This window comes from Limnothrix sp. HT2024 (genome assembly GCF_059138625.1).
Map to the genome: position 1 here is coordinate 1,964,040 of NZ_CM181121.1, position 12,406 is coordinate 1,976,445.

Here is a 12,406-nt window from a genome sequence, read left to right on the forward strand (position 1 = left end):
GACAGCCATGAACAGCACTGAATCTTGGAAATATTTCTTTCTTGCGGACGGGTGGGTTGTTGGGCGCGTTTGGAGCACCGATGGCCCCTGGAGCACCATCGCTTGGCGACGCGGGCCCCGCATTGAACGCACCCACCTCTCCATCACCCAGCAGGACGAAGTGCTCTGGCTGTATCGGGTCGAGTCCAGCATCGTCACCATCGAGGTTAAGCCCGAACCGACCACCACCGGTGACGGCAACTTCAATCAGCCGATCGGGCAAGTGCTGCTGACCCGTTTAATCAGCGCCGACCAGGTGATCGAGCGTCTGAGCCTGGCCCAAGCCCACTTTCAAACCCAAAAAGCCGGCCAGTTCTAGGGTTGCCCCGATCATCACGGTCTCGATCCCCAACCGTCAACGGCGGCCGGCGCATTCCCCTGCCGATGACCCATTGCCGCCATCACAGGGCGATCGGCCTCCCCGTTTGCTTGCGATCGGTATGTGGACTCTATACACTTTTTTAGATAACTGCCTTAACGGATTCTTTCGAGAAACTGCATCGCGACTTCCATAACAGGCGATCGATTTACTGCACTGCTGTATCACCAACGATTGAGGAGGCCGTAGTCAATGGGACTACCCTGGTATCGAGTGCATACAGTCGTCCTGAATGACCCAGGCCGACTGATTGCCGTACACCTAATGCACACAGCGCTCGTGGCCGGCTGGGCCGGTTCCATGGCGCTGTTTGAGCTATCCAACTTCGATCCGAGCGATCCCGTTCTGAACCCCATGTGGCGGCAAGGCATGTTTGTGCTGCCCTTCATGGCGCGTTTGGGCGTGACCGAATCGTGGGGCGGCTGGAGCGTCACGGGTGAAACTGCCACCAACGTCGGCTTCTGGAGCTTTGAAGGCGTAGCAACCGCCCACATCGTCCTTTCGGGTCTGCTGTTCTTGGCAGCCGTTTGGCACTGGGTGTTCTGGGATTTGGAACTGTTCACCGATCCCCGCACGGGCGAACCCGCCCTCGACCTGCCGAAGATGTTCGGCATCCACCTGTTCTTGTCTGGTCTTCTCTGCTTTGGTTTCGGTGCATTCCACCTCACGGGTCTGTTTGGACCAGGGATGTGGGTGTCTGACCCCTATGGCATCACTGGCCATGTCCAGCCCGTTGCGCCCGAGTGGGGGCCCGATGGCTTTAACCCCTTTAACCCCGGCGGGATTGTGGCCCACCACATCGCTGCGGGGATTGTCGGGATTATTGCCGGTCTGTTCCACCTGAGCGTCCGTCCGCCCGAGCGCCTGTACAAGGCCCTGCGGATGGGGAACATCGAAACCGTGCTGTCGAGCAGTATCGCTGCGGTGTTCTTCTCGGCTTTCGTGGTTGCTGGCACCATGTGGTACGGCAACGCCACCACCCCGATCGAACTGTTTGGCCCCACCCGTTATCAGTGGGATAGCGGCTATTTCCAACAGGAAATTCAACGTCGCGTTCAAACCGATGTGGCGGCTGGCAAGAGCTTGGATGAAGCTTGGTCGGCAATTCCCGAAAAGCTGGCTTTCTATGACTATGTGGGCAACAGCCCCGCCAAGGGCGGTCTGTTCCGCGTGGGCAAGATGAACAGCGGCGACGGCATGGCCAAGAAGTGGCTGGGCCACGCAGTGTTCACCGATGCTGAAGGGCGCGAGCTGAACGTGCGTCGTCTGCCGAACTTCTTCGAGACCTTCCCGGTTGTGATGACCGATGCGGATGGTGTGGTGCGTGCGGACATTCCGTTCCGTCGTGCAGAATCGAGGCTGAGTGTTGAGCAAAGCGGTGTCACGGCTAAGGTCTACGGCGGTGCGCTGGGCGGCCAAACCTTCACCAACCCGGCGGATGTGAAGCGGCTGGCTCGCCGTTCGCAGTTGGGCGAACCGTTTGAGTTCGACACCACCGATGCAGATGGCGTGTTCCGCACCAGCCCTCGCGGTTGGTTCACATTCGCCCATGCTTCGTTTGCGCTGCTGTTCTTCTTTGGTCACATCTGGCACGGTGCTCGGACGCTGTTCCGCGACGTGTTTGCTGGGATTGAAGCTGACCTGGGCGAACAAATCGAGTTTGGTGCGTTCCAAAAACTGGGCGACTTGACCACCCGCAAGGAGTCGGTCTAGGGCTTGGCTTTGGTCACTCTAGCTTTGGGGTGCTAAGGGTCAGACTCTGACCCCTTGGTAGCCCACAAATTAACGGGAGAGTCTGGAATTCCAGGCTCTCCCGCTGTGTTTTGGGGGTGTTGGGCGGTGGGGCCGATCGCCCTGAGCAGACTGTCTTCAGTGCCAGCTCAATATTTTTTTGGAAGTTCTTTTTCGGAAGTTCCTTTTCAGAAGATTGTTGCAGGTTGTAAATCCTGACTTGACGGGATTTTGGAAACTGAACGTTTTCGACCCTGGCTTGATAGACTGAGGAAAAGTTGTTAGGAAATGAACGATGGAAAGCGTTGCCTACATTTTGATTTTGGCGTTGGCGATCGGGACGTTGTTTTTTGCAATTGCCTTCCGCGAGCCTCCTCGGATTGGCAAGTAGGCAAGGCTTGGACAGATTGAGCTTGATCCAACTGAGCTTAATTAGATTGAGCTTGTCTGCATTGGCTCCATTGGCTCCATTGGCTCCATTGGCTCCATTGGCTGTATTGATATTTGGATCGTTGGCCCGATCGCCCAATCTAGGGTTGGGAGCTAGCCCTTCGGTGGCTCGATCGACCATGATCGCCGTTCAACCCGAGTGATGAATCGTTTGGATGGAGGGTCTGTGGGGCAACTCGATCGCACGGTTTGTCACTCGGGTTCTGTTATGAGGGGTGATGCCTGTGCGGTGTCCGTTCTGCCATCACACGGATAGTCGGGTGCTTGAATCGCGGGCGGCGGAAGGCGGACAAAGCATTCGGCGGCGGCGCGAGTGTTTGGCTTGTTTGCGGCGCTTCACAACCTACGAACGGGTGGAATTTGTGCCGATCGCGGTGGTCAAGCGAGACGGGCGGCGGGAATCGTTCGATCGCTCCAAGCTGCTGCGGGGGTTAATCCGCGCCTGTGAAAAAACTGGCATTGGCGTGGAGCAGTTGGAATCGATCGTGGACGAAATTGAAGCGGAAGTCCAACAGCGATCGATTCGGGAAGTGAAAACCAATGAATTAGGCGAACTGGTGCTCGATCGGTTGCGATTGCTCAGCGAAGTGGCCTACGTGCGCTTTGCCTCGGTGTATCAGCAGTTTCAGGGCATTCGGGATTTTGTGGAAACCCTCGATCGATTGCGAGCCGAGCGGGCTGAAGCGCATATTTGGCCAGCGACTGCCCCTCTCCTGGAGGATATTGCTCTTGGCAGTGATCACAATCCCTGAGAAAGGATTGAAAAGCCATACAGTCAACGATTTTGATTATTTTTTAACCCTCTTGTTTGGGCTATCTTTTTTGGGTTATCTTGCATTCATTTTTTGATCCTCCCAGGACATTTCTGGGGCGATCGCTGTCATCCCTCAACCACACAGGGGGCCCGGCCGCTTGTCAAATGCTCCTAAGAGTGGCAAAACCAAAGTGGCAAGACCAAATATCGGCATTGGTTGCAGCGTCAACCAACAGTCGCACCTAAGCATGGAGTGAATCAAAGTGGATGCAGTGTTGGGGCTACTCGTTTCTCTCGCCGTGGGCTTGGGCTACTTTGCCAGCTCCGCTCGGGTGATTGAACAGGGAAATAAAGCATTGGTTGAGCGCCTCGGTCGCTATCAACGCACGCTCGATCCGGGATTGAACTTTGTGATTCCGTTCGTGGATTCGCTGATTGTCGAAACCATGCGGGAACGCGACCTGGATATCGCCCCCCAGCAAGTCATCACCAAAGACGGCTTGGCGATCGAGGTGGATGCCCTCGTTTCTTGGCGCATCGTTAACTTGAAGGCCGCCTACTACAACGTTGATAATCTGGATGATTCCCTCAGAAACTTGGTTTTGACGGAATTACGCGCCCGATTCGGTCAAATTGATCTAGAAGAAACCTTCTCCAAAATTGAAGAACTGAATAATTATCTGCTGGAGCGCCTCGATACCATCACCACTGAGTGGGGCATTAAGGTGTTGCGGGTGGCGATCCAAAACGTCAAGCGCCCGGAAGAGATCGATCGCGCCATGGAGCGAACCCGAATTGCTGAACGGGAACGCCAAGCCGCCGTTTCTGAGGCTGAAGGCAAGCGCGACGCAGCCATTGCCGAAGCGGAAGGGCGCAAGCGGGCCGCCGTTTCTGAGGCTGAAGGGATTGTGCAAGCGGTGCAGCTCATTTCGGCCGCCATGCAGGATCGTCCCCAAAACAAGGGGGTTTTGGAGCAAATGGTGAAATTCCTGGTGGCTCAGCGCTATGTGGATGCCAGCCAGCGCATTAGCGAAAGCCCCAACTCCAAGGTGATCTTTATGGATCCCAAAGCGCTCACGGAAACCGTCAACGGCATCATGGAAGGCGATGAATCAACCCCCGCTCGCCATCACCACGTACATGGCAAGGTTGACTTTGCCGACTTGGATGGCCCCGGCGGCGCTTAGAGGATGTCTGAAAAGCCAAAATTGCTAATCTGTACGCCTCAGGGATCGACGTAGGCAAGGGGCTTAGGGTCTGTCGTCATTTCCATCGCCGTAGGGGTTGGGTCTCCCAACCCTAACCTGGGAGATCGCTACAACCCTGTCCACCCTTGGGAACACCCAAGGATCGCGGGAACTGGGCGGGGAGACCCCGCCCCTACGATTGATTGGTTTGAAGAACGAGGTCATCAGGGTTTCAGATGATTTGACGACAGGCCCTAGAGTCTGTCGTCGTTGAGCACGAAACCCTAGATCTGCCGTTAGCGGATCGTGGGGGACAAGGGGCTTAAGCCCCTTGTCTGGGGCGGTTAGGGTATGGCTGATCGACCATCTTCACTGGACTCCAGGCAATGACGACCAGAGCCTAGGGCTGTGCGGGCGATGGACTGGGGCTGGCGGCGGGGGTTGGCTCAGCGCCGGGTTCTGTGGCCGCCAGCTTGCGGATTTGATCCTTGAATCGATCGGGCGCTAACCCCGCAGCCGTTGCAAACAATTCCTCAGCCTGTTGAGTCTTGCCCTGATTTCGCAACACGATCGCCTTGGCCAAAACCGGTCGAAAATCCTTGGGATTGCCCTCTAGGGCCTTGTCAAACGCAGCGATCGCATCGTCATACCGCTCCAACTTGACGTAAACCTCGCCCAAGAGCAGCCGAATCGACACCACATCGGCGCTGTTGGGCTTGCTTTTATTGGCCGCGATCGCCTGATCCAATGACTCCTGCACCAAACCCACGGCCGCTTGGGGGCGCTGCTGTTCCACCAACAGGGTGGCCAATCCTTGCAGGGCCTTGAGGCTGTTGGGCTGGCGATCGAGCAGGGTGCGGTAGGTGGCTGCCGCCGCTTCCAAGTCTCCCGCCTCTTTTTGGGCTTGGGCTAACAGAATGCCGTAGTCCGGTTCGGAAGGGTTCAGCTCCGCCAGTTTGGCCAACGGCGCGATCGCCCCCTTGCGATCGCCCATTTTCAGCTTGGCTTCCAACAGCCCCCGCAGGGCCGTTTGATTGTCCGGTTCCCGTTGCAGAACCAACTCATAGCCCTTGGCCTCGTTCATGAGTCGATCGCGCTCCGAGCTGGCCGGGCTGGCCCCCGGGCTGGCGGCAGAATTGGGGGTTTGGCGCAGTCCTCCCAACAGGGGCAACACCGACAGTCCAACAAAAGCGAGTAGCGCCAAAAACAGCACAGCGCTCGTGAGCCAACGGTTTTGCTTCTGATTCGTCACAGTTTTTGCCTCGTTTGCCTGACGGAAGAGCAGCCCCATGCGGGGAAGTCTCTTGGGGGCCGTAACCCGACATTTTGACATCCACGCGCTCTAAACCAACAGAAATTCTTGGATCCGATCCCTCCGGCAACCGAGCGAACCCCATGCGGCGATCGATCCCTAATGTCGCTCAAATGATGATGACATCAGGGTTTGAGGTTAAGTCCAAATCGGCAGCACTTCCCCGAACTCCCAAAAAATCAGAAAAATCTTCTGACTCCCTTGGGCTATCCATGCATTCAGTAGAATAGGCAGATTGACAGCCCCCAGGTCTTGGCCCTTGAGCCGTCACCTCCAGTTTCCCCGTGGGCCCAGGGGGTGATTGGTCTCTGGAAAATGCCATTCCAGGGAGGTGGGTGAGTCCTGGGCTGGCCCCGTCAATGTCCGTCCTCGTTCAATATCAGTTCCGAATCGGTTTTGCCTCAGGTCTCTTGGCCCATTTCTCGGCTCAGCTCGGGAAACTGGCTTAAACCCGGCCCTGAATGATCTTTGCCAAATGATCTTCAATGGCTGTGAGGCGATCGCCCTGATTTACATTTCTGATTTGCATTTCTGATTCGCGCTGATGCAGTGTCATACACATCGTCATGCGCACCGTGATGCACCGATCGCCGGGCTGACCGATCGCCGAACTGATCTCTGTTCCTCGCTCCTGTCTCCGTCCCCTGCAAGGAGGTCTTATGTGTCCCCCGTCTGAGCCGCCTGCGGCCGAGTCATCCACACCGAACAACGGGCCCAAGCGGCCAAACCCGCCCCCCGTCCGTCCCAATCCACCCGCCGCTCAATCCGAAGAAGCCCCTCGTAAGGAAGCCGCTAAATCGGAAAAAGAGTCCGCCAAAATCGTTAGTATTTCCAAGCCCGTGCGGCGAGACCCACCCGCCACCCCCGAACCGACCGCAGCGCCGGAACCCGTGGCCACGGAGGAACCCGATCCCGCCCCGGAAGAGGACAGCACCCTGGGTTTGCGACTGCATCCCATTCCGCCGCCGAGTGACCCGATGCAATACCGGGCGATCGGGCTGGTGCGAGGCCGCTATCTGCCTTCCGAAGAGCGCCTAACCAAGGGTGCTTTGGTGGTGGAAAACGATATCCAGATCGATGCGGTGTTGCTGGGCCGGGTCATGAGCCTTGTCAAAAACCACATCGATCTTGAAACGGAACATCTGTGGGTGGTTTATCCGCGCACCCGCGAAAATCACCTGCATTTGCAAGTGGTGGGCGTTTGGGAACCGGAAACCCTGCACCGCAAGCCGCCGGAAGGATCCGATGAGCCGGTTTTAGAACCAGCCGTGGTAGATCAAGAATTTTTCTCGATCCGAGGCGAGGTGATGTTCCATCGGGCCGACCAAGAAGCGGTAACCATGCGCATCCAGCAAGCGCCGCGTCGCCCCGATGACAAGGCGAAGGCGTTCAAGATTCACTTGAAGGGCGTGCTGGGTGAGCGAGCCGTGGGCCATTTCTGGGATGTGGAGGTGAAGCGGGAAGGGGATGTGCTGACGATCGTGAAGGGCACATCCATTCGACGAATGCCCCCCCGCAAGCCTCGCAAACCGACGGGTAACCACAAGCCTCGGGGCGGCGGCGGCGGTCGCCGGTTTAATCGGAACGATCGCCCGCCCGGGGATCGGCCCGAAGGGACTCGGCCCGCCACACCACGGCCCCAACGAAACGGAGACCAAAAGCCATCGAAACCGCGGCCACGCAGCGCGGCTCCGGAGGGCGAGGCTCACGAATCTTCAAGGGAATCCTAGGCAGCTAACGGAGACCGTGGTTTCCAGCCAGTCTGGGAAATAAGTTCAATTGGGAGCGATTAGTTGAGGCGATCAAGTTCCAGGCAACAAATTTGCCAGGGCTTGATCGCCTTTGTGCTGGCGGGGTCTGCTGGGGTTGGTGCTGTGGGCGTTGGGGCAGAATCCGGCAGGGGATCGCCCAACAAGTTGACCCGATCGCCCCAGGTCAAGGGCAAATCACTGGTTAGGTGCAACTGCCCCGATCGGCCGACACTTTCATAAAGCCGCAACACCCAGCGATCGGCCCGTTGGGGATGGCGGGTGAGGGCCATCAGTTGGGCATGGTCACAGTCCAAGTTGAGCAAGGTGGCTTGGGTGGGCAACTGGGGCGCGATCGCCGAATCGGCCGCAACTTTGGCTAATGGCGGATCCTCAGTGGCGGGCACAGGAACCCAGCAGGCTAAGAGTGGTGATTGCAACTCGGCCGATCGCTGCACCGTCTGGGCCCCTTGCCAGCCGCCCAAGTGGGGATAGATCGCGTAGGTGAATTCCCAGGTACCCCGATCGCTGTGGGGATCGGGCCAACAGGGCGATCGCAACAAACTCAAACGCAACTGACCCGGCTTGGCATCAAACCCATGGGGCCCCGTGGTTAACAAACTCACCCCCCAGGCCGCCACATCCTGCGGGGTGGGATCCGCAATTTGGGGAGTTCGATCGGGGGTCGTATCGGGGGTCGTATCGGGGGTCGCATCGATGGCCGCATCGGGGGTCGATCGCCCAGGCCCAGGATGATCCGCAATTAAGCGGGCGGCCAAGTCAGCCCAGCGCAGGGCGGGCACTTCCCACTTGGCTTGTTCGGCGGCGGTGCTGGGTCGGGTGGGGCGGACAATTGCCCCGCAAGGCATTTCGTAGGTGGCGAGATCCGGCTCATCGCTGAGAGGAAAAGCGGCTTTTAACAGGACTTGGGTTTCTTGCCATTGGGCGGTGGTGCGAATTTGCAACAGGGGCGATCGGGACTCCAGCACGTAATCTTGAGTGATCACCGATTGCCCCACCTGTCGCCGCACTCGCAGCACTTGGCGCACGGGGCCCGACTCTTCCCACCGCCAATCCAACAGTTGAGCTGGGGGCAGCGCATTGGTTTCGTAGGCGGGATCAATATTCCAAGCATCCCAATATTGCCCCGCGTCCCGAAAGGCTTGCAGCTCGTTGCCGGGGCCGGACAGGATTTCACAATTTTGGATGATGTCAAACAAACTGCTGATGTTGCCGGTGATCGGATCGATCGTGACCCGTAACCAGGGATTTTGCAGAATCGGCGGCTCGCTGGGTAAATGTTGCAAATCCACCATCGTGGGTTCGGCATCGGGCACTAACCACAGGCATTGATAACCCACACCGGGGCAGTCATTCACCTGCACCAGCAGCCGATCGCCCCGGGGCCCCGATCGCTGAGTTAACAACGGTTGCCCATCGCCACTCACCGCCCGCCAAGATCCCGGGGGCAGCCCCAGTTCCACCACGCCCGATCGCTCCCAACTGAGGCTGTTAAAAATCGCCACGGGGGAAGCTCCGGCTACAGGTGGTTGGGATAGGTCGATCGCCGCGCACCAATGACTTAATGCGCGATCGCGCCCGGCCAAGGCTCCGGCTTCCGCCACCTGCCAATCCCCATTCACCGTTTCATAGACTTCTGGAATCGAAGTGCCGGGCAAAATGTCATGGAACTGGTTAAACAGCACCCGTTTCCAGGCCTGCTCCAGGTCTGCGAAAGTGGCGGTGGCCAACTCGGGAGTCACCAACCCCGCCATTTCCGCCAAAGACCACCAAAGTTCCGCTTCATACAACAGTCCCTCACAGCGGCGGTTGGCCAGCTTTTGATCCAAGTGGGTGGTGTAGCAACCGCGATGGAACTCCAGATACAGTTCATCGCGCCAGCGGGGCCAGGTGTCGATCGCGGCGAGTTTTGCGCCCAAATCGGTCACCCGTCCAAACCCTAGCTTCGGGAACAGGGGAGAGGCTGACCAGCGCTGCCACTGCTCCAGCATTTCCCGGGTGGGGCCGCCGCCTCGATCGCCCAGCCCCGGTAACCAAAGGCTGGTGGTTTGGCCGGTGGCCTGTTCCCAATCGACGGCATACCGAGCGATCGCCAGGGGATCCGCGTCCGTGCCAATGGGCGGCAACATCCAACCCAACACTTGCGACCCATCGGGACTTTCCCAGGTGATGGCCTCGTGGGGAAAGCGGGTGGTGTCGTTCCAGCGCAGTTTTTGGGTGGCAAAAATATCAATGCCCCCTAACCGCAACAGTTGCGGCAATTGCCAGCAAAACCCAAAGGTATCGGGCAACCAGGCAATTCGGGCCGGTTGATCCGCCACCCACTGGCCTTGATGGTTGAGGGCAAATTGTTGACCGTAGAGAATTTGGCGGGCGATCGATTCGCCGCTGATGCAGTTCAAGTCCGGCTCAATCCAGAGGCCCGCCGCCAGTTCCCACCGCCCTTCCACGGCGCGATCGCGCACTTGGGCCATCAGGGCCGGGCGATCGGTTGCCAGCCACTCAAACAGGGCCGGGCTGGAATGGGTGAAGGTCAGGTCAGGAAATTCCGTTTGCAACTGCAAGACCGATCGAAAGGTGCGATCGGCCGCATCCCAGGTATCCGCCACGGGCCAGAGCCAAGCCATGTCCAAGTGAGCATGGCCCACGGCGTGGATTTGCCGCCGCTTGAGCCAATCGGCCCAACCGGCAGCCACCAGGGTTTGGCGGGCCCGTTGCAGGGAGGCTTCAAAGGCCACCCGATCGGCGATGGCCGCCCAGTGAATTTGCCCGATCGCCTGATCCAAACTGGTGCGATCGGGGCGATCGGGCGATTCCAACGTGGCAAACTGAGCCACCACCGCCAACTCATCGGCCAGCGTTCCCGGATCCAGGCGATCGACCAAAGAAGCCGCCTCAAAAATCAGCTCCGCCTTCACCAACGCCCCTTGATCATGGCCGGGTGACACCAATCGAATCGCCAAATCAAACGCCATGCCCGGCTCCGCCGCCGTGCTCAGCAACCGCCGACAGGCCGGATCGAAGAGATCTCCCGCCTGGACAAATTGCCCATTCAGATAAATTTCCGCCACTTCCGCCCACCACCCCAAGGCCAGCCGCAATGTCAGCCCCGCGATCGGGTAGGGTTCTGCCAAATATTCCGGAATCACAATCCGTTGGGCTAACCACAGGGTCGATCGGCCCGCCACCACGGGGATGTGGCCCTTGTCATTCGCCGCCATTTGCGGCCAACGCGACCACCGATCGGGATCCAAGGCCCAATCTAGACGCAATTCACCTCGCCACCCCTGCCAAGCGGTTTGGCAGCGATATCGAGTGAGGGAACGCAGCCGATCAATCGAGAACTGCCAAGGCTCAGAATTCTGCGGAGTCACGGGAAGCTAGGCTCGCTCGGTGTATGTATACTTTCTCCAATTTAAAGGCCATTCTCCCGTCGCTCTTTCGCTGGCTCGTTCACTCCCGTGGAATTTGAGGCCACTAAGACACAACTCAAGCTCCAATCAGGCTCCAATCAGTTGCCGTCAGAATGATGGCCCCGCAGGACGTTGGGGAGAAAACCACAACACCCGATAGCTCGGCCACTGCTCCACCTGGGTTAACTGCCGCAGCCGCCGACCATCCGCACTCGCCACATAGATATGGTCACTGCAGGTGATCTGACCAGCGGTCACCAGCCGCCGACAGGGGCCCGCAAAGCCGGCCACCAGAGCCAGTTGTTGGCCATCCGGTGACCAGGTGTAGGCCGACAAGTCCCCCAGGCGCTCCCCTTGGGTCAGCAGCGGCAATTCCTGAAATTGGCGCGTTCGGATATCTAAAATCCAAATCGAGGACTGGGATTTCACCCCGGATGATTGGGGAAAAAGCCACTGAAAACTCAAGAATTCATCAAGCGGATCGTCGTTGCCGCGCACGGCCGGGTTGCGGTGATTTAAAAAACTCAGCCGCTGACTATCCGGTAACCACTGGAAGTCATACATGGCGACTTCGGGCACTTGAAAAGGCGTGGTTTCCCCTTCCCGAATCAGCACCTGGGGCGGCTTTTGCAGATCCAGCAGGGTCAGATCCACCGCTTCTTGTCCCAATTGATAGCGGGCAACGGCCAGGCGCTGACTATCGGGAGACCAGCTCATCCAACGAATTTCCCGATCGGCATCATCATTCGCGAGCCAGAGGCGCTGTTGGCCCGTTTGCCGATCGAGTAAGTAAATTTCCGAAAAGGTGGCTTCACCACGCGGCTCAATTCGTTCATAGGCCAACCAACGGCCATCGGCACTCCAGGCCCGCCGCCCATTGGAGCTTTGGGCAGCGGGGGGAACGGTGAGCGATCGCACTCCCCCTTGGGGCGTAATCACAAAGGGACTCGATCGCCCGGAAAATACGCCTTGATAGATCAACCCGCTGCCATCGCGCAACAAAACGGGCGGGCCATTTTCAATGAGGGCTTGATTTTTATTGGGCTGCTCAATCTCCACGTCGTTTTGCAGCAGCCAGCGAGCCACCACACCCGTTTGTAAATCGGCCGTATAAAACGCCAACCGTGATGGGTCGGGGCCTTGATTGTTAATGTCCGTGGTCACGATCAGGGTGTCCCGATCGTTGGGCAGTTCTGTAACGCTCGGTAACTGTGCCTTGGGCAAGTCACTGGCGCAACCTAAGAGTAGAGAGAGCAGGCCAAGGCTTGAGCAGCGCGCCGCGATCGCCCGCCACCGCCAGAGTTGAAAATTGGATCGCAACAACATTCGATAAGGTCACCATTGGCGACAGCCAACAACAGCCAACGACAGC

General features: G+C 58.3%; 9 protein-coding genes. 6 read left to right on the forward strand and 3 right to left on the reverse strand.

Going from position 1 to position 12,406, the window contains the following annotated elements:
- Positions 1-7: 7 nt before the first annotated feature.
- The 5 genes from AC2IAX_RS07960 to AC2IAX_RS07980 all read left to right on the forward strand — a co-directional run bounded on the left by AC2IAX_RS07960 (position 8) and on the right by AC2IAX_RS07980 (position 4,540).
- Complete coding sequence (locus AC2IAX_RS07960) at positions 8-358, forward strand: hypothetical protein (protein ID WP_494390077.1); 351 nt, start codon at positions 8-10, stop codon at positions 356-358.
- 252 nt (positions 359-610) lie between these two features.
- On the forward strand, positions 611-2,131 hold the full coding sequence (gene psbB / locus AC2IAX_RS07965) for a photosystem II chlorophyll-binding protein CP47 (protein ID WP_190532308.1): 1,521 nt from the start codon (positions 611-613) through the stop codon (positions 2,129-2,131).
- 313 nt (positions 2,132-2,444) lie between these two features.
- Positions 2,445-2,540: a photosystem II reaction center protein T gene (locus tag AC2IAX_RS07970; RefSeq protein WP_037216787.1), complete on the forward strand. Its 96-nt coding sequence runs from the start codon at positions 2,445-2,447 to the stop codon at positions 2,538-2,540.
- A gap of 283 nt (positions 2,541-2,823) precedes the next feature.
- Complete coding sequence (nrdR, locus tag AC2IAX_RS07975; protein ID WP_494390078.1) at positions 2,824-3,351, forward strand: transcriptional regulator NrdR; 528 nt, start codon at positions 2,824-2,826, stop codon at positions 3,349-3,351.
- A gap of 265 nt (positions 3,352-3,616) precedes the next feature.
- Positions 3,617-4,540, forward strand: a complete 924-nt coding sequence (locus AC2IAX_RS07980; RefSeq protein WP_494390079.1) for an SPFH domain-containing protein — start codon at positions 3,617-3,619, stop codon at positions 4,538-4,540.
- A 400-nt stretch (positions 4,541-4,940) separates the two neighbouring features.
- Here the strand turns inward: AC2IAX_RS07980 and AC2IAX_RS07985 are convergent, their stop codons facing one another.
- On the reverse strand, positions 4,941-5,792 hold the full coding sequence (locus tag AC2IAX_RS07985; RefSeq protein WP_494390080.1) for a tetratricopeptide repeat protein: 852 nt from the start codon (positions 5,790-5,792) through the stop codon (positions 4,941-4,943).
- Between the two features lie 719 nt (positions 5,793-6,511).
- Between AC2IAX_RS07985 and patR the strand changes: the two genes are divergently transcribed.
- Positions 6,512-7,582 (forward strand): heterocyst master regulator PatR, encoded by a 1,071-nt coding sequence (patR, locus tag AC2IAX_RS07990; RefSeq protein ID WP_494390081.1) that lies wholly within the window; start codon positions 6,512-6,514, stop codon positions 7,580-7,582.
- 59 nt (positions 7,583-7,641) lie between these two features.
- On the opposite strand, the gene AC2IAX_RS07995 is transcribed toward patR, so the two are convergent.
- Together AC2IAX_RS07995 and AC2IAX_RS08000 are read right to left on the reverse strand one after the other, a co-directional pair.
- Positions 7,642-10,995 (reverse strand): alpha-mannosidase, encoded by a 3,354-nt coding sequence (locus AC2IAX_RS07995; protein WP_494390082.1) that lies wholly within the window; start codon positions 10,993-10,995, stop codon positions 7,642-7,644.
- Positions 10,996-11,142: 147 nt separating this feature from the next.
- Positions 11,143-12,360, reverse strand: coding sequence for a hypothetical protein (locus AC2IAX_RS08000; RefSeq protein ID WP_494390083.1), 1,218 nt, complete (start codon positions 12,358-12,360; stop codon positions 11,143-11,145).
- Positions 12,361-12,406 lie beyond the last annotated feature (46 nt).

Coding starts and splice junctions, on each gene's coding strand:
- AC2IAX_RS07960 (WP_494390077.1), top strand. CDS start 8: ATGAACAGCACTGAATCTTGGAAATATTTCTTTCTTGCGGACGGGTGG.
- psbB (WP_190532308.1), top strand. CDS start 611: ATGGGACTACCCTGGTATCGAGTGCATACAGTCGTCCTGAATGACCCA.
- AC2IAX_RS07970 (WP_037216787.1), top strand. CDS start 2,445: ATGGAAAGCGTTGCCTACATTTTGATTTTGGCGTTGGCGATCGGGACG.
- patR (WP_494390081.1), top strand. CDS start 6,512: ATGTGTCCCCCGTCTGAGCCGCCTGCGGCCGAGTCATCCACACCGAAC.
- AC2IAX_RS08000 (WP_494390083.1), bottom strand. CDS start 12,360: ATGTTGTTGCGATCCAATTTTCAACTCTGGCGGTGGCGGGCGATCGCG.